The 17,747-nt window shown below is 64.2% G+C and carries 17 protein-coding genes; 8 read left to right on the top strand and 9 right to left on the bottom strand.

Translation table 11 applies throughout. From position 1 onward, the window contains the following. The first annotated feature begins 9 nt into the window (after window positions 1-9). The 3 genes from AC07NV_RS15615 to AC07NV_RS15605 are packed head-to-tail and all read left to right on the top strand — an operon-like array spanning window position 10 to window position 3,466. The gene (locus AC07NV_RS15615) at window positions 10-954 is read left to right on the top strand and encodes an acetaldehyde dehydrogenase (acetylating) (RefSeq protein WP_495167303.1); all 945 of its coding nucleotides are present in this window, start codon (window positions 10-12) and stop codon (window positions 952-954) included. After that, window positions 951-1,997 carry a 4-hydroxy-2-oxovalerate aldolase gene (dmpG, locus tag AC07NV_RS15610; RefSeq protein ID WP_495167302.1) on the top strand — a complete coding sequence of 349 codons (1,047 nt, stop codon included), beginning with the start codon at window positions 951-953 and terminating at the stop codon, window positions 1,995-1,997. Before AC07NV_RS15615 ends, dmpG begins: the two co-directional genes overlap by 4 nt. Continuing rightward, window positions 1,994-3,466, top strand: a complete 1,473-nt coding sequence (locus tag AC07NV_RS15605) for an FAD-dependent oxidoreductase (RefSeq protein ID WP_495167301.1) — start codon at window positions 1,994-1,996, stop codon at window positions 3,464-3,466. The genes dmpG and AC07NV_RS15605 overlap by 4 nt, the downstream gene beginning before the upstream one ends. Here the strand turns inward: AC07NV_RS15605 and AC07NV_RS15600 are convergent. The 7 genes from AC07NV_RS15600 to AC07NV_RS15570 all read right to left on the bottom strand — a co-directional run bounded on the left by AC07NV_RS15600 (window position 3,463) and on the right by AC07NV_RS15570 (window position 12,472). Next, complete coding sequence (locus tag AC07NV_RS15600; protein WP_495167300.1) at window positions 3,463-4,335, bottom strand: SDR family NAD(P)-dependent oxidoreductase; 873 nt, start codon at window positions 4,333-4,335, stop codon at window positions 3,463-3,465. The two genes, AC07NV_RS15605 and AC07NV_RS15600, sit on opposite strands and share 4 nt — an antisense overlap. A gap of 40 nt (window positions 4,336-4,375) precedes the next feature. After that, the gene (locus AC07NV_RS15595) at window positions 4,376-5,854 is read right to left on the bottom strand and encodes a flavin-containing monooxygenase (RefSeq protein ID WP_495167299.1); all 1,479 of its coding nucleotides are present in this window, start codon (window positions 5,852-5,854) and stop codon (window positions 4,376-4,378) included. Between the two features lie 158 nt (window positions 5,855-6,012). Continuing rightward, on the bottom strand, window positions 6,013-6,165 hold the full coding sequence (locus tag AC07NV_RS15590; protein ID WP_495167298.1) for a hypothetical protein: 153 nt from the start codon (window positions 6,163-6,165) through the stop codon (window positions 6,013-6,015). 234 nt (window positions 6,166-6,399) lie between these two features. Next, window positions 6,400-8,973, bottom strand: coding sequence for a TonB-dependent receptor domain-containing protein (locus AC07NV_RS15585; protein WP_495167297.1), 2,574 nt, complete (start codon window positions 8,971-8,973; stop codon window positions 6,400-6,402). A gap of 213 nt (window positions 8,974-9,186) precedes the next feature. Further along, window positions 9,187-10,464, bottom strand: coding sequence for a DUF5690 family protein (locus AC07NV_RS15580; RefSeq protein ID WP_495167296.1), 1,278 nt, complete (start codon window positions 10,462-10,464; stop codon window positions 9,187-9,189). Window positions 10,465-10,490: 26 nt separating this feature from the next. Further along, window positions 10,491-11,336, bottom strand: coding sequence for a phosphonoacetaldehyde hydrolase (gene phnX, locus AC07NV_RS15575; RefSeq protein WP_495167295.1), 846 nt, complete (start codon window positions 11,334-11,336; stop codon window positions 10,491-10,493). Next, entirely contained in the window at window positions 11,333-12,472 is a 1,140-nt protein-coding gene (locus AC07NV_RS15570; RefSeq protein WP_495167294.1) for a TIGR03364 family FAD-dependent oxidoreductase, read from the bottom strand. Before AC07NV_RS15570 ends, phnX begins: the two co-directional genes overlap by 4 nt. A 138-nt stretch (window positions 12,473-12,610) precedes the next feature. Here AC07NV_RS15570 and AC07NV_RS15565 point away from each other — a divergent pair, with 138 nt between their 5' ends. Both AC07NV_RS15565 and AC07NV_RS15560 read left to right on the top strand, forming a co-directional pair. Beyond that, window positions 12,611-13,492: a LysR family transcriptional regulator gene (locus AC07NV_RS15565; RefSeq protein WP_495167293.1), complete on the top strand. Its 882-nt coding sequence runs from the start codon at window positions 12,611-12,613 to the stop codon at window positions 13,490-13,492. Between the two features lie 200 nt (window positions 13,493-13,692). Continuing rightward, complete coding sequence (locus AC07NV_RS15560; protein ID WP_495167292.1) at window positions 13,693-14,223, top strand: sulfatase/phosphatase domain-containing protein; 531 nt, start codon at window positions 13,693-13,695, stop codon at window positions 14,221-14,223. Between the two features lie 475 nt (window positions 14,224-14,698). On the opposite strand, the gene AC07NV_RS15555 is transcribed toward AC07NV_RS15560, so the two are convergent. Continuing rightward, window positions 14,699-15,139 carry a MarR family winged helix-turn-helix transcriptional regulator gene (locus AC07NV_RS15555; RefSeq protein WP_495167291.1) on the bottom strand — a complete coding sequence of 147 codons (441 nt, stop codon included), beginning with the start codon at window positions 15,137-15,139 and terminating at the stop codon, window positions 14,699-14,701. 141 nt (window positions 15,140-15,280) lie between these two features. Between AC07NV_RS15555 and AC07NV_RS15550 the strand changes: the two genes are divergently transcribed. From AC07NV_RS15550 to AC07NV_RS15540, 3 genes are all read left to right on the top strand, one after another. Next, window positions 15,281-16,045 carry an alpha/beta fold hydrolase gene (locus AC07NV_RS15550; protein WP_495167290.1) on the top strand — a complete coding sequence of 255 codons (765 nt, stop codon included), beginning with the start codon at window positions 15,281-15,283 and terminating at the stop codon, window positions 16,043-16,045. 204 nt (window positions 16,046-16,249) lie between these two features. Beyond that, window positions 16,250-16,699 carry a DoxX family protein gene (locus tag AC07NV_RS15545; protein ID WP_495167289.1) on the top strand — a complete coding sequence of 150 codons (450 nt, stop codon included), beginning with the start codon at window positions 16,250-16,252 and terminating at the stop codon, window positions 16,697-16,699. Between the two features lie 191 nt (window positions 16,700-16,890). Then, window positions 16,891-17,049 (top strand): hypothetical protein, encoded by a 159-nt coding sequence (locus AC07NV_RS15540; protein WP_495167288.1) that lies wholly within the window; start codon window positions 16,891-16,893, stop codon window positions 17,047-17,049. A 179-nt stretch (window positions 17,050-17,228) separates the two neighbouring features. Here AC07NV_RS15540 and AC07NV_RS15535 read toward each other — a convergent pair. Beyond that, window positions 17,229-17,747 (bottom strand): substrate-binding domain-containing protein (locus tag AC07NV_RS15535; RefSeq protein WP_495167287.1); only part of this gene is annotated, 519 nt, incomplete at its 5' end.

Raw genomic sequence — 17,747 nt, 5'->3', positions numbered from 1 at the left:
GGAATGGCAATGATCCGCGTGAAGGCAGCGATTATCGGTTCGGGCAATATCGGCACCGACCTGATGATCAAGATGATCAAATATCCGCAGAATATGGAGTTGGTCGCGGTCGTCGGCATCGACGCAGCGTCCGAGGGCCTCGCCATGGCGCGCGAACGCGGCGTCGCGACGACGCATGAGGGGCTCGACGGCCTCAAGGCCATGGACGTCTATCCCGAGATCGGCATCGTCTTCGACGCGACCAGCGCCTATGCGCACAAGGTGCATGACGCTGTGCTGCGCGCCGACGGCAAGCAGGTCGTCGATCTCACCCCGGCCGCGATCGGCCCCTATACGATCCCGACCGTCAACGGCGAAGACAATCTCGATGCGGGCAACGTCAATATGGTGACGTGCGGCGGACAGGCGACGATCCCGATGGTCGCCGCGGTCAGCCAGGTCGCGACGGTCCATTATGCCGAGATCGTCGCGTCGGTCTCGTCGCGCTCGGCAGGCCCCGGTACCCGTGCCAATATCGACGAGTTCACGCGCACCACGGCGGGTGCGATCGAAGAGGTCGGCGGCGCAGCGCAGGGCAAGGCGATCATCATCCTCAATCCCGCCGAACCGCCGATGATCATGCGCGACACGGTCTTTACCTTATCCGAAGGCGCCGACGAGGACATCATCCGCGCGTCGGTCGAGGCGATGGTGAAGAAGGTACAGGCCTATGTGCCTGGCTATCGCCTGAAGCAGGAGGTGCAGTTCGAGCGCTTCGGCGACAACAACAAGCTCAAGATTCCCGGCCGCGGCGAATTCACCGGGATCAAGACGATGATCCTGCTCGAGGTCGAGGGCGCGGGCGATTACCTGCCGCCCTATTCGGGCAATCTCGACATCATGACCGCCGCCGCCAAGGCGACCGGCGAACTGCTCGCACAGCGTATTCGCGAAGGAAAGAAGGTGGTCGCATGAGCGTGAAGTTCAACGTCGAGGCGGGCGACAAGCTCTATATCCAGGACGTCACGCTGCGCGACGGCATGCACGCGATCCGCCATATGTATAGCATCGACCAGGTGAAGGCGATCGCCAAGGCGCTCGACGACGCGGGGGTCGACGCGATCGAGGTCGCGCATGGCGACGGGCTTTCGGGCGCAAGCTTCAACTATGGCTTTGGCGCGCATACCGACTGGGAATGGCTGGAAGCGGTCGCTTCGGTGCTGACGAAGTCGGTGCTGACGACGCTGATCCTGCCCGGCGTCGGCACGGTCGAAGAACTCCGCCGCGCTTACGATCTCGGCGTCCGTTCGGTGCGCGTCGCGACGCATTGCACCGAGGCCGATGTCTCGAAGCAGCATATCGGTATCGCGCGCGATCTTGGCATGGACGTCGCGGGCTTCCTGATGATGAGCCATATGATCGAGCCCGAGGCGCTCGCGCAGCAGGCGCTGCTCATGGAAAGCTATGGCGTCCAGTGCGTCTATGTCACCGACAGCGGCGGCGCGCTCGACATGGACGGGGTGAAGGCGCGGCTCGAAGCTTATGACCGCGTGCTGAAACCCGAAACGCAGCGCGGCATGCACGCGCACCACAATCTGTCGCTCGGCACCGCGAACAGCATCGTCGCGGCGCAGGCGGGCGCGGTGCGCATCGACGCCTCGCTCACCGGCATGGGCGCGGGGGCGGGCAATGCACCGCTCGAGGTCTTCGTTGCCGCCGCCGACCGCAAGGGCTGGAACCATGGCTGCGACGTGATGAAGCTGATGGACGCCGCCGAGGATCTGGTCCGCCCGCTGCAGGACCGCCCGGTCCGCGTCGACCGCGAAACGCTCGCGCTCGGTTATGCCGGCGTCTATTCGAGCTTCCTGCGCCACGCCGAAAAGGCCGCCGAAACCTATGGCCTCGACACCCGCACGATCCTCGTCGAACTCGGTCGCCGCAAGATGGTCGGCGGACAGGAAGACATGATCGTCGACGTCGCACTCGACATGATCAAGGCGCGCGAGACTGCCGCATGAGCGATTTCTCCATCGCTCGCCCCTTTCCTCACGAACAGGTCGAGCGCTGGGATGAAGAAACCGACGTCGCGATCGTCGGCTTCGGCGCCGCGGGCGCCTGCGCCGCAATCGAGGCGGCCGAGGCCGGCGCCGCAGTGACGTTGTTCGAAGCGGGGTCGGGCAGCGGCGGCGCCTCGGCGCTGTCGGGCGGCGAAATCTATCTCGGCGGCGGCGGCGGCACCGACGCCCAGCGCGCCGCGGGGTTCGAAGATTCGACCGAAGCGCTCGAAGCCTATCTGATGATGGCGGGCGGTCCCGATGCCGATGCGGCCAAGGTCGCGCTCTATGCGCGCGAAAGCCTGAACCACTATCAATGGCTCAAGGGTCAGGGCGTGCCATACAAGGGCAGTTTCCTCCCCGGCAAGATCATCGAACCCGCCGAGGACGACACGCTGATCTGGTCGGGCAGCGAGGCGGCGTGGCCCTTCTCCGAGACCGCAACGCCCGCGCCGCGCGGGCATACGATCCAGTTCATGGGCTGGGGCGGCGGGCGCAAGCTGATGGACATATTCGAGGCGCGGGTTCGCGCGGTCGGCGCCGACGTTCGATGCGATGCGCGCGTGCTGTCGCTGGTCGCCGATGCGGCGGGCGGCGTTACCGGGCTCGTCGTGCGCATCGACGGCGCGCCGAAATTCATCCGCGCGCGCCGGGGTGTCATCCTCGCGACCGGCGGTTTCTGCATGAACGAGGACATGCTCCGCCGCTACGCGCCGCAGACGCGCCGCCTCGCCAACCCGATCGGCGAAAATGACAATGGCTCGGGTATCTTGATGGGCATGGGGGTCGGCGGCGACGCGATCCACATGGACGAATTTTTCACCACCTGCCCGTGGATCATGCCCGAAAGTCTGGTGAAGGGCATTTTCGTCAACGAACGCGGGCAGCGCTTCATCAACGAGGACTGCTATCACGGCCGCGTCAGCCGGACGATGCTCGACCAACCCGGCGACCGTGTTTTCCTGCTCGTCGACAATGCGATTTTCGCGCGCCCGCTCGATCTGGCGCGGATCGAAATCGCCGCCGTCGGCGACAGCTGGGAGGAGGTCGAACGCGAACTCGGGATGCCCGAAGATACGCTCGCGGCCACCGTCCACACCTTCAACCGCTACGCCGCCGAAGGTCATGACCCGCTCTTCAACAAGGCGCCCGAGTGGCTGACGGTGCTCGGCGAAGCGCCTTTCGCCGCGCTCGAACTCAGCGTCGCGACGAGCTTCTTCTCTTTCTTCACGCTCGGCGGCCTGAACACGCGTCCGTCGGGCGAAGTCCTCGACCGCATGGGCGACCCGGTCCCCGGCCTCTACGCCGCCGGCCGCGCCACGTCGGGCCTGCCGCGTTGGGGGCATGGCTATAGCTCGGGTCTCAGCCTCGCCGACTGCACCTTCTTCGGTCGCTTGGCGGGGCGGCAGGCGGCAACCGGCACGCCCGACTAATAGACCGCCGCGGGATTGGGCTCGCGCGGGCTGCCCAGCATCTCGCGGTGCGAGGGCGGTGTCTTGCCGCGGTCGGTAATGCCATAGCGTCCCGCAATCTCGGCGCCGATCACGGTATGCCCCGACAGTTCGTCGCCCTTGGGATCGCTGGCGATTGCGTGGATGATATGCCCGGTGAACTGCGGCATCTCCGCCATCGCCATAAAGCCTTCATATTGGTCCTTATGAACCTCGGCCGCGCCCAGCGCGCGTTCGGTAATCTGCGGCCCCAACCAGACCGAGACGGCGCGGACGCCATGTGGCCTGAAATCGACCGCCATGTCGTGCGCGAGCTTGTCGACGCCCGCCTTTTGCGCGCCATAGGCCGCGCCGTGCATGTAGCAGCTCGCACCGAAGGAGGAGGTGAAAGCGATCAGGCCAGATTTCTGTTCCGCCATGATCTTCGCGGCATGCCAGCTCGCGACATAGGCAGAGCGCAATCCGACATTGAGAATCTCGACCGCCGCAAGCTCCTTTTCCCAGAAGGGCGCGGGGGTGATGAGCTGGTGATGGATGTAGGTGGCGTTGTTCACCAATATGTCGAGCCGCCCCGCATCCTTCCGCACCCGTTCGAAAAGCGCCGCGACCTGCACATCGTCGGCATGGTCGCAGGCGACCGCGATGCCCTTGCCGCCCGCGGCCGTCACCGCCGCGGCGGTTTCGTGGATGGTCCCCGCCAGCGGCGCGCCGTCCCAGCCCGTCGCATCGCTGCGATTGCTGCTGCGGCCGGTGACATAGACCGTCATCCCCTTTTCGCCGAGGCCGATCGCAATGCCCTTGCCCGCGCCGCGGCTGGCGCCCGTCACGATGGCGATTGCCGAATTTGTCATTTCACTCTCCTGATTTCCCGTACGCACGATCGGGCCGCCTTCAGGCCGCAACCCCGGCCCTCACCATTTCGAAATCGTCGAAGTCGGGCTTCGCCATCACTTCGGCGAAGCGGCCATAGCTCCACGGCCAGGTCATCGGCACGCCATCCTTACCGAGATACCAGCTCGAACAGCCCGATGCGAAGATCGTCCCCTTCGCGGCCGCGATGCGCGCCTCTTCATAACGCGCCATGGCGTCGGCGCTCACCGAAATCTCTGCGCATTCGCCCGTCGCCACCTTGTCGAGAAGCTGCTCGACATAGCCCCATTGGCGTTCGGCGACATCGATCAGCGAGAAGTTGCCGACCGGCCCGGTCGGCCCGTTGAGGAAGAGAAAATTGGGAAAATCGGGAAGCGAAATCGCGTTGTACGCGGTCGCATGCTTGCTCCACACATCGTCGAGCGCGACGCCGCCGCGGCCGGTCACGACCGCAGGACGGATGAAGCGGTCGCTGTGGAACCCTGTCGCGAGGATGATGAGGTCGAGTTCGTGGAGCACGCCATCCTTCGTTCGGATGCCTTCGGGTTCGATCCGGTCGATCCCGCCGACGACAACATCGACATCATGGCCCTGGACCACCTGATAATAGTCGGGCGAGAAGATCAGCCGCTTGCACGCGGCGCGATAGTCGGGGCGCAGCTTTTCGCGCAGCGCCGGATCGATCACGCCTTGTTCGAGATAGCCCAGCACCATCGCCTCGATGATCTGCATTTCCTCTGAATCGGGCTTGATGATGCCTTCGGTGAAGCGCAGCACATTGGCGAGATATTCGGGATCATAGCGGATCGCGTCGATCAGCGCCGGGTCACGGCGGAAAGCTTCGCGCTGTGCCTCGTCATAGGGCTCGTTGAGCACCGGCATGATCCATTGCGGCGAGCGCTGGAAATGGCTGAGCTTGCCCGCGCGGCCGCCGAGCGCGGAGACCAGCTGCACGCCCGTCGACCCGTTGCCGACGACGCCGATCCGTTTCCCGTCGAGCGCGATCGTTTCGTCCCAGCGCGCGCTGTGGGCGATGGTTCCGGCAAAGTCTTCGAGCCCCGCGATGTCGGGCATGCGCGGATGATGGAGAACACCGGTCGCGGTAATGACGATATCGGCCTCGCACGCCATCCCCGCCTTGGTCGCGATCTGCCAGACGCCGTCGGCATAGGTGCAGCTTTCTACCTCCTGCCCGAAATGCGCGATGTCGCGCAGGCTGTAGTCGGCGGTCACACGCTCGAAATAATCCTGAATTTCGTGGCCGGGGGCGAGATAGCTGCTCCATTCGGCATTGGGCGCAAAGCTGTAGGTATAGGCGTGGGCGGGAACATCGCAGTTGAGCCCCGGATAACGGTTTTCGCGCCACGTACCGCCGACGGTCTGCGCCTTTTCGAGCAGCGTAACGTGGCGATAGCCCGCCTCACGCAGACGGATCGCCGCCAATATGCCCGACATGCCGGCACCGATGACGACATATCGCAGGTCCAGATTGCGTTGCATGGGCTATCCACTCCACTTTTCCATTTGCTCTTGCGCCATTCCCTACGGCCGCCGCCGGACGCTCACATCACTCAAACGGACGAGATCGGGAATTGGAGACCAACCGCCGCCGGTGGCGAGTGGCTAAGGCTTTGCGGGATTTTCTGTGGGTTGCACCATCATGCGATACCGAACGTCAGGCCTTCGATCGCGGGGCCGTAAGGCGGCAAAGTGACAAGAAGCAGGCCGATGATCAATGGCGGGACAATCGCACCGACGATCGCGATCGTAGAGCCGCGAGCGTGCAGTTCGGCGCGAGAGTCCCCAACCATTCGCATCCCCCACCCCGACTGCCCCAAGCTGCACCGTCCAAAGATGTCGATGCGACCGTCCGTGCGGCGCGCGACCTCTGGCGACAGCCTGCCATCGCCAATGTGCGCTCTCTTCGGGTCGCGCTCGCCAGCAGTTGCTATGCGTATTCAGCTGCGGCGCATGTTCGATCAGCTGCAGCTCGACTACGGAGCTACGGGACGGCACAAATTCACCGAGCGACGTCCCGAAAGCGATCAGAAAATCGCCGCCTTCACGCCCAGCAGGAAACGCGGACCATAATATTCGACCTGCAACGGCCGGTCCTTGTTGCCGAGATAATAGTGCAGCTTCTGGTTGGTAAGATTGCTTGCCTCGCCAAAGATCGTGATGCCCTCCTTCACCTGCCAGTTCACCGTCAGGTCGAGACTGGTGTAGGCGCCATAATAGCTGTCGCGGTCGGCACTCGCGCCATATTCCTCGATGAATGCGCCCTTGTAGTTCATCGCAAGGCGGCTCGAGAAGGCGCCGTCGTCATAATAGAGCGCGACGTTGGCGAGATTGTTCGCCTGGCGCGGCACGCGCACCTCGCGCCCGTCGGGCAGCGTGAAGTTCGAGCGGATCAACGTGTAGTTGGCGTTGATCCCGAAGTTCGAGAGCGCGCCGGGCAGGAAGGTGAAGCGCGTCTGGACGTTGAGCTCGAACCCGTAGAGATCGCCCGATGCGCCGTTCGCCGGCGTGAGGAAGGCGACGCCGTCGATCCCGCGATAGGTGCCGATACGGCGCGAGTCATAGATGGGATCGCTGATTTTCTTGTAGAAGGCCCCGGCCGAGATCACGCCGCTGGTCCCGAGATAATGCTCGAACAACAGGTCGGCGTTCCACGCATAGGTCGGCTTCAGCCCGGGATTGCCGCCCGCGAACTCAAGGTCGGCCTCGCTGAATGCACCACCGGGCGCGAGATCGCCGAAATCGGGCCGCGCAAAGCTGCGCGTAATCGCGGCGCGCACATTGGTATCGCCATTCAGGCGGTAGGTCAGGTGCAGCGACGGCAGCACCGCGAGATAATCATTCGCCTCGCGCGTATCTTCGAGCGCGCCGTTGACGAGAACCTGCCCGTCGACCGTCGTCTTCGTATGTTCGAGCCGGACGCCGCCGAGCAGGGTCACCGCATCGCTCGGTTTCCACGTCGCCATCGCATAGCCCGCGAGCTGCTTTTCATAGAGGCGGAAGGTGCGGCCGAGCGCGCCGCCATTCTGCGCCGTTGCCGACCCGGCGGTATCGAGGATCAGATTGTTCCGGTTCGCTAGATACCAGGCAACGATATCCTTCTCCGACACCACGCCCGAGAATTGACCGGCATATTGCTTGCCGATCGCCAGTTCGTCGAGGAATTCGCCGCCGCGCGGCTGGCCCGTCAGCTGGAAATCGGCGAGCGTCGGCACCGGACCCGCCGCCGGGTTCCATGTATAGAAAAGATCCTCAAAGAACGCGTCGCGCAGCTTGTCGCGATATTTGGCGCCGACCTTGAAGATCAACGTGTCGCTGGCGGGCACCGTGAGATTGCCTTCAAGGACGATGCGATCGCTTTCCTTGACGCGGATCTTGTAGAGCTCGACATTGGCGAGACGGGTCAGCGACGGATTCATCTGGAACCCCGACGGCAGATGGTTGCCGATGCCATCGGCGGGGTCGGCCCCGCCGTCGATCTCGTTATAGGCGAGATTGCCCGACCCGCGATTTTCGAGGCCCTGATAACCGACATTCCGCTGGTCGAAGCGCACGACGAAATAGCTGCGATCGCGGCCGTCGGGCGTATTTCCGTAATAGAAGAGATTTTCGTAGTGCGCGGCCTTCCAGTCGAATTTGGCGCCGCCCTCGCCGCCGAGCATATGGACGCCGCCAACCTCGCCGCCCGCGAGCTCCGTGACCAGCGTATTGAAGATATGCTGCACCTCGACGCGGTTCGACGCGAAGTTCAGACGGTGCTTGTAATGCGTCTCATTGTCCTTGAGCGAGCCATAGATGCCGCGTGCGTAAAGTTTGCCGCCGTCGTCGAACGCATATTCCATCGCGGCATTGGCGCCGATCGTCTCGCGCACGCCGGTATAATCGCGCAGTTCAAGGCGGGAGATGCCGATGCCGTCGCCGCCGCGGCGCGGTTCATAATTGTCGGTCGCCCAGTTGCGCTTGAAATAGGTGCCCGACAGGACAAAACCGAACTTGCCGTCGCCGAGCCGGTCGCCATAGAGCGCGCTCGCTAGGAAACCGCCCTTGTTCGCCTTTTCCGACCAGACGCCGCCACCGGTGAGTTGCAGCGTGCGCCTGTCGGGCGCGGTCTTGGTGATGAAGTTGACCGATCCACCGATCGCGTCGCCCTCCATGTCGGGCGTGATCGCCTTCGCCACGACGACCTGATCGATCAGTTCCGACGGGAAGAAATCGAACGCGGTCGCGCGGCTCGTCGTTTCCTCCTCGGCGGTCGGCAGGCGGCTGCCGTTGATCAGCGTCGAATTCCATTGCGACGGCAGGCCGCGCACCGCGACGAAGCGGCCCTCGCCCTGGTCGCGCTCGATCGCGACACCCGGCAGGCGCTGCACCGCTTCGGCGGCGTTGCGGTCGGGCAAGCGGCCGATACCGTCCGACGACAGGACATTGACGATATTGTCGGCTTCACGCTGCGCCGCGATCGAGCGCATCTCGCCGCCGACGATCGTGCCAGTGACGACGATTTCCTCGCCGTCGAGCGCGGCGGCTTCGTCGGCCCGCGCGGCCGTGGTGACGATCAGCGCGCCGATACTGGCGGCCGACATAAGAATATATCTGTTCATGACTTGACCCCTTCGTCGAAACCGCCCCGTATCGGATCGGCCTTTTCACGAGAGATCGATTGCCACGCCTTCATTGCGCTGCACCAATTCATTGGATGCATCGTAGCAATAGATGATGATGGAGATCCCATGCACGAAAAATGCCCCGCACGACGGATCGTGCGAGGGAAATATGCTACAACTTCTTGGCCTTCACTGGCGACTGTCATTCCTTCACTTCAACTTCTTCCGAAAATAGAGCGCCGATGCTGTGCCCATGACGAGGCACATCGCCGCGCCCGCGTAGGCAAGCGCAATGAAGAAGCTCAACCAGTCGAGCGCCACGCCGGGAATATTGCGCAGCAGCATCAGGGCGACGCTCCCCGCATAGCCCGAGGCGTCGGCGACGTAGATGAGGAAACCCGCAGTCCCCGCGCGCCGCGTTGCCGCGACCAACCGGTCGAACAGCATCGCGTTGAACGGCGTGTAGCCGAGATAGAGGCCGAGGCCCGACAGGATCATCCAAGCGAGCGGCGATAGCCACCCCTGCTGGAAGGCGAAGGTCGACAGGCCGATCAGCGCGGCACCCGCAAGCACGATCGCGTGGACGACCATCAACGCGCGAACATTGTCGCGGATCAGGGCGAGGCTGCCGAGGATGACGAGCGTCGCGACCGCGATCGGCGCCTCGCTGGCGGTGAACACGCCCGACACCCCGGCATAGCCAAGGTCGGCCCAGAGCTCGGCGGCGAAATTGTCGCGGAAGTCGCGGATCGCGGTGAAGAGCACATAGGCGAGGACGAGGAAGGCAACGCCGGGGCCATAGTCGCGCAGGAAAGCGCGCCGTGCGGCGGCGGGCATCGGCGGACGCGCCATGCGTTCGGCCTGCTCCTTGGCGGTCGGCGGCGGCAGCTGCGCCAATCCAATCACCGCGACGACGAGCAGCGGAAAGAAGATCAGCCCCGTCGCCGCGGGCATCCAATATTCGCCGACATGAAAGCCGGTCATCAGCCAGAGCCCGACCGATTTGACCATCCCCGACGAGACGATGAAGCTCGCGCAGAGGATCGCGGCGAGTATCTCGCTCGTCCGCCGCCCCTCGACATAGCCGAAGACGAGCCCCCAGATCATCCCGAGCGGCAGCCCGTTGAGGAACAGCGCCCCGACCTTCCACGCCGGCGGCACGACAGCGAAGAGCAGCAGCGCCGCCCACGAAAAAGCGACAAGCGCGATGATCGCCAGCCCGCGCCGCGACGCGGTCATCTCGGACACGACCTTGACGCCGATGAACTTCGAGAGCGCGTAGCCCGCGACCTGCGCGATCACGAGCGCGGTCTTGAAATCGACCATCCCCGCCCAGCCCGGCACATCGGCATAGGTCGCCGCGGTGAAGGGCTTGCGAAAGGCATACATCGAAAAATAGGCGGCAAAGGCGGCGAGCCCCCCATAAAGCGCGAACAGCGCGGGGTGCGCACGCGACAGACGGTCGCGCAAGGTCGCGCGTATGGCCATCACCGCCCCGTCTGCCGCCAGGGCCGTCATGCAGGCAGGCCGATCAGGGTGCGGGCGGGCGCGGCACCGGGCAGTTCGCCCTTCGTCAGCGCCGCCTCGATCGCATCGATCGCGAGCGACAGGTCGGCGACGCTTTCGATCACGAAGTCGGCGCCCGCGGCGGCGAACTCGCCGATCACCGGCGTCATGCGTGCCAAACGATCGTCGGCGGACAGCGCGGCGAAATCGGCGTGCGTCAGCCCGACGCCATTGCCCGATCCGGCGACACCGATCGTCCACGTCCCGGCGTTGCGCCCTGCCGTAATGCCGACCGGCGCATCGTCGACCGCGACGCAGCGCGCAGCGGGCCATGCACCGATGGCGCCCATCGCCTGCCACAGCATCAGCGGCGCCGGGCGGCCCTGCGCAGCCTCACCCGCACAGACGATCACCGCGGGCGCATAGCCCTGCGCCGCCGCGGCGGGAATGATGTCGGCCACCATCGTGCGCGTGTAACCGGTGGTCGATCCGGTCTTGATGCCCTTCGCGGCCAGCATCGCCGCCCCCTCGGCCGCGCCGGGAATGAGCTCACGGCAAGCCGATGCGCTCGCCTGCATCGCGGGCTCGAGCTCGGCCATCAGCGCGTCAATGTCAGCTTCGCTCCAGTCCTGCCCCTTGGCCGCGAGCCAGCGATCGGTCATCGCGGCCTCGCTCAGGATCGCGACGACATGCTCGCGCTTGGCCATCCCCATATAACGGCGGATGGTCGCCTCATCGGCGGGCACGCCCACCCCTTCAAACACTTTTGCCATCGCGATCACAGGCGCGCGCGATCCGAAATCGATCATTGTGCCCGCCCAGTCGAACAGCACCGCAACTATGGGGGACATCATGCAATCTCCTTGATCGGGGTATTCAGCGCCGCACCGACCACGCGTTCGCCGATCGCGAAGGCAGTCGACATGCCCGCGCCCGATGTCACGACCGTGACATGAACGCCGGGAGCCGTTTCGCGGCTGAACCAGTTGCGCGCGGGCGCCGAGGCATAGACGCCGATCCAGCGCTCGATGACCGGCGGCGGCGCACCGAGCACGGCGGCAAATTCGCCGAGCATCAGCGCGTCGATATGTTCGTGGTGAAAGGGATCGGGCGCGTCGCCATAATCATGGCTGTCACCGACGACGAGCGAGCCGTCGGCCGATTGCACGGCGATCAGATGCACGCCCGCATCGAGTTCAGCGCCCTGCTCGGCGCGAAGCTGTCCGGTCAGCGCAGCGGCTTCGGGCAGCGCGCTATAGCCTTCGTAGCGCGCGAGGCCGAGGTCGCTCATCACCGGACGCGCGAGGCGATAGCCGGGTGCCGCGAGCCGCAGCATCTGCAGCTTGCAGCGCGTCACCCGATGTTCGGCCATCACGTCGGGAAAGAGCGCATTGAGATCGTCGCCGGGGCAGACGAAGATTGCTCCGGCGCGATATTCGCCCGCGCTGGTGACGACATAGCCCGCCTCGCAATGCGTCACCGTCGTTGGCGGTGCAAAGGTCACACCATGCTCGGCTTCGAGCCAGGCGGCGATCTTCGGAACGGCGTCGCGTGCCTCGACGCGCAGTTCGTGCGGGCTGACGAGCGCCGCCTCGCAGCGCGTGAAAGGCGTTTGGGGATCGAGCGTGCGCAGTTCGGCGTCGGTGAGCAAGGCGCAACCCTCACCCATTTCAGTTCGCATGAAGGCTTCGAGCACCACCGCCGCCGCGGCACGGCGGACCGGCAGGACCAAGCCCGTCTGTTCGATCGCGATCCCCGCGCGCGGCGCCACCTCGGCCCAGACGTCCCGGGCGCGGCGCGCGAGCGGCCACATGTCGCGGCGCTCCTGCCCGCTCACGGTCACGAACCCGAAATTGCGGATGCTCGCGCCCGTTGCGCGGGCATGGCGGTCGATCACCACGACCCGCTTGCCGCTGCGTGCCGCGGCCAGCGCATGGGCAAGGCCGACAATGCCCCGCCCCACCACCGCGACGTCGAAACCCCTGCTCATTTCCATCCTGCCCGTCTGTGACCAACTTGTAACAATCCTGCGTCACAGGCGTTTTGCGCCGGATCGTCCGGCGCGGCCAATGCATCCGGGGCATGGCAACCATAGACGCGCGATCCATGGGCGCGTCAGGAGACGGGTTTGAGCGTCAATTTCCTTCACCTGCGGTCCTTTTATGCGGTGGCGAGCGAGCGCAGCGTCAGCAAGGCGGCGCGGCGGCTCAACATTTCGCAGCCGACGCTGTCGAAACAGCTCAAGGCCTTGGAAGAACGCTACAAGGTCAAGCTGATCGAGGGTTCACGCCCGCCGCTGACGCTGACCACCGCTGGCCGCGCGCTTTACGAAAAGGCGGAGCAATTGTTCGGCGTCGCCGACGAAATCGGCGCCTTGCTTGGCGAGGACGACGTCGACAGTGGCGCGCTCCTTCGCCTCGGCACCGACTCGCCGCCCTATGCCGCCGAATTCCTGACCGCGTTCAAGGCCGAGGTGCCGAACGCGCAGTTCCGCGTGACGATTGCCAATGCGATCCAGACCAACGAACTATTGGTGAAGGCGCAGATCGATATCGCGATCGTTTGCGACCCCCCGATCCACAACGACTATAGCTATGCGCCGCTCTATCGCGACCGGCTGGTCGCAATCCTGCCCGCGAGTTGGCCCGACGATGGCGCCAAGGTCCTTCCGCTGGAACGCCTCGGCGAGGAGGTCATCTTCGTCCGCGAAGCGACTTCGCGCACGCTCGCGGCAATGAACCGGCTGCTCGCAGACGCCGAGGTCACACCGGGGCAGACGATGGAACTTCACACGCGCGAGATGATCCGCGAAGCGGTCGCGCAGGGCCTCGGTATGAGCCTGATGTTCGAAAAGGAATGCCCGCCCGATAGCCGGATCCGCGTCGTGCCGCTCGACACGATATCGTCGCTGATCGAGGTCAATGGCTATCTTGCGGTCCGCACCGAACGCCGCCGCATGCCGCTCATCCGCCAGTCGCTTGCCATCGCGAAACGGATGGCTGGAACATAGTCGAACGCCCCTTTCGGTTGGCCGATTGCGATGAAATATTCGCAAGTGAGAACCCGTTAGCAGATTTGTCCTCACGCCGCGGTGCCATGGCGCGTACCCCGATCATCACCGGGCAGCGGAACCGTGCCAGCGACTGCGGTTGGCTTCGGTGTACGGGCCGGTCATCACCGGACGAGAGTTGGTGCCATATCCCCGTAACCATGGACGGTGTCGCAAAGAAACAGCGGCCTGTGCGCAAGCCGAGCGACTTCGTCTACGAATATTATTGGGACTGGCAGTTCCCGATGACGCCGGGGACGTTCGCGATCGAGCGCGACCGGGTCAAATATATCCAATATTACGGCATCTATGACACCGAAGAGTTATACGATCTCTCGAAGGACCCCGACGAGATGCACAATCTGATCGACGATCCTGCCTACCTCGATCGCAAGGTCGCGCTGCGCGCCGCGCTCTACAAGGGGCTTGCGAACCGCGCCGGCGTGCACGCCATTCCCTTCACCGCGCGCTATGCGCGGGGCAGCGTGCGCCGCAATCGCGATGGAACCGGCGCGGCCCCCTTCCCCGACCAGTGGCTGGTCGAACCCAACCGTCTAGATCGCCTCGACGACATGGTGCCCGACAATCCGATGAAGCAGCGCGCGCACGACGAGGGACGTCCTTTCATTCCCTACCCCGTCATGGGCGGCCCAAGGCCGGCGGACGAAGCAAAGGAAAGATCCGATCGATGACATCAACGCATCTGCCATTCTAGCGCATGCACGGATAGCGCATGCACTCATGGTGCCCGCAAGCCCATAACCGACGCCGGCAGGTTCGCGCCGGCCGTTTCGCCTGACGTCAAGATGCAATCATTTTGCGTTGCCAAGCCTCGAAGGAAGCAAGCGAATCCGGCTCAATGTCGGGATTTGGCGTTTCGATACAATTCTTCGAGGCACCGGCAATCTAGGCGCCCCTCATTATCGGCTTCCGGGGAGTGGGCATCTCGAACAGATGTCCAGACGTCGGCAGGGGGCGATGGTTAGTGGATACATCGTCAGGGCGGCGCGGTTAGTCACGCGCCGCCCCAACTTCCGTTCATCATTGAGCCTCTCCAAATACGCGGCCGGTTATTGCTGCACAGGATTGAAAGCCGCCCGTGCGCTCTTGAATTGCAGCGGGCGTCGATAGCTTCCAAAATGCCCGACCACTTACTCTATTGCAGAGCTATTCGGTCAGGGCCGAGCGCAACCGCTGCACCTGCTCGTTGAACGCGATCATCTCGGGCACCGTCAGCTTCGAATTGGCGAGGAGCGCGTCGGTCAGGCAACCGGCGCCTTCGTAGAGCGCCCTGCCCTTGCCGGTGAGGTGAACATGCACCTGCCGCTCGTCGGCGGCGTTGCGTTTGCGCGCGACAAGGTCGGCGGCTTCGAGCCGCTTGACCAGCGGTGTGATCGTGCTCGGTTCGAGCGCGAGGCGTTCGGCAATCGCTCCGATCGTCATCCCGTCACGCTCCGCAAGACTGCTCAGCACCAAATATTGCGTGTAGGTCACGCCCATCGAGTCGAGCATCGGTTTATAGAGTCGATTGACCGCGATCGTCGTCGAATAGAGCGAAAAACAGAGCTGCGCGTCAAGCGGCAGCGGCTTACCTTCGGGTCCGGACACAAAAACATTCCTTTCAAATCAATATCATACTGAAATATCATTTATCACGATAAATTTTATCTTTGACAATATGGAAAGTCCAGTCCTAATAACTATTATTGCGATAATGATTATCGCGCAACACAAGATAGGAGATATGCCATGACCAAGAAGATCCTCGCCGCCGCTGCCGCCTCGCTCACCCTGGCTGCCGCTCCCGCTGTCGCTGCCAAGAATGCGGCGCCCATCAAATCGGTCGTCCTCGTCCACGGCGGCTTCGTTGACGGTTCGTGCTGGGCCGACGTCTACAAGCTGCTCAGCAAGGACGGTTACAAGGTGACCGTCGTCCAGAACCCGACCAACTCGCTCGAAGATGATGTCGCGGTCACCAAGCGCGCGATCGCCGCCGCCGACGGCCGAGTGATCCTCGTCGGCCACAGCTATGGCGGCGTGGTCGTGTCCGAAGCCGGCACCGATCCGAAGGTCGCGGGCGTCGTCTACATTGCCGCCTTTGCTCCCGATAAGGGGGAGTCGGTCGGCTCGCTGATCGCCAACCCCGTCCCCGGTGCGCCGGTTCCGCCGATCCTTCCTCCGGTCGACGGCTATCTCTTCCTCGACCGCGTCAAGTTCGCCGAAAGCTTCGCCGCCGACGTCGAACCCGGCCTCGCCGCCTTCATGGCCGCGTCGCAACGCCCCTGGGGTGTCAATGCCCTCGCCGGTGCTGTCACCGCCCCGGCGTGGCGCACGAAGAAGAGCTGGTACCTCGTCGCCAACGACGACAAGATGATCCCGCCGCCCGCCCAGCGCATGATGGCCGCTCGCGCCGGTTCGACCGTCAAGGAGGTCGCCGCCAGCCACTCGCTCTATGTATCGCAGCCCCAAGCCGTCGCCAGCATCATCGAAGATGCCGCCAAGGGCGCCGAATAGGCCCTTTACACAAGGCCACAGAACAGCACCGGATTCCCAAAACGGAATCCGGTGCTTTCGCGTCGGATCGCGGATCGCTCCAGATGTTCGAATTTATCGAACCTATCTGTCGATCTTATTCGGCTGTTTCAACAACCGGAGCGATGGCAATTATTGGCCATGCGGCGCTCCATGGTGGCGTGCCGCTTCAGAAGGACTATCCCAATGACGCAAACCGCTACCGTTGCTGCCTCGTTCGACCGGGCCAACATCAACACCAACAGCACCGCCGCACTTGCCGACTATGCGTCGCTCGCCGGCCGTTTCCTGATTGCCCCCCTCTTTCTTCTCTCGGGCGTCACCAAGCTGACCGCTCCGGGACCGACGATCGACATGATCGCCTCGACGGGCCTGCCGTTGGCCACGCTCGGCTTCGCCCTCGCCATCCTCGTCGAGGTGGTCGGTAGCATTGCGTTGATCGCCGGCTATCGCGTCCGCCTCGTTGCCGCCGCCATGGCGCTTTTCTCGGTGGTCGCCGCGCTCGCTTTCCATGCCGACCTCGTCGACCAGAACCAGTTCATCCACTTCTTCAAAAATATCGCGATGGCCGGTGGCCTGTTGCAGATCGTTGCCTTCGGCGCCGGCCGCTTCAGCCTCGACGCCCGTCGCCGATGACCGAAGGGGGGCGCCTCGCCGAGGTGCCCCCCTTCCACTAATCTCAGGCCATCCGCGAATAATCCGGAAAGGAGAGAAATATGTTCCATGCCCACAAAACCGATCATGCGTTTCGGTCTACCGCCCCGGGATCGCGCGCGTCCTCGCGTACGCCTGTCACGCCGAAACCAGGCCTCTCCGCCGTCGTTGCAATGCTATTTTACATCGGTGCAGCACTCGGCGCCGCGGCCTTCGTCTACCTCCGGCTCTCGGCCGAGTTCGGCGATCCGCCGATAGCGGGGCTGCTGACGTCGATGATAGCCATCACGCTCCTGCCCTTCCTCGGGCTTGGCGAGGATCGCGCCTCATGAAATGGCTGTCCGTCCTGCTGGATACTCGGGGGGCAACCCGGGTCAGGCGACACAACCCGCAGCCGCCATCGAGTCTATCTGGATCGGAACATCTGGCTCTCCGGTCTCTGCGCTGATCCTGACACCTTTCCGGCGCGCCATAAAGCCATAGGCGCGCCCTTCACCGTCCGCGTTTCCCCTTACGCTACCGCTTCGGCCCTAGCCTGTTCCTCGAACCGCTGGATGAGCCACGACGCCGCTGGCCCCGGTGGCGTGTCGGCGCGATAGATCGCGGCGAGCGCATAATCGCCGCCGATGCTATCGGGGAGATCGAGCGCCACCAGCCGCCCTGCCTTCAGATCGTCCTCGATCATCGGCACCGGCATGTTACCCCAGCCGATCCCCGCCTTCAGCAGCATATGCTTCGAGCCGAGATCGGCGAGGCGCCACGTCCGGCTGCTCACCACCGCGAAATCGCGCCCCTCGGTCAATGGCGAACGGTCGGTGAGGACAAGCTGGATATGCTCGCGTCCGGCGCCCGGCGCGTTGCGGCCCGCAAGCGCCAGTGGATGCTGCGGCGCCGCAACCGGAATCATCGGTACATGCCCGATCGAAATGCGCTCGACCCCCGCAATCGGCCCGTCGAGCGGCCCTGTCACGCCGATCGACGCGACCTTATCGAGGACGAGCTTGGTCACCGCCCCGAGTGTCTCGACATG

The organism is Sphingopyxis sp. GW821-FHT10B01 (assembly GCF_059415685.1).
This window is presented reverse-complemented; position numbering and strand designations above follow the sequence as displayed.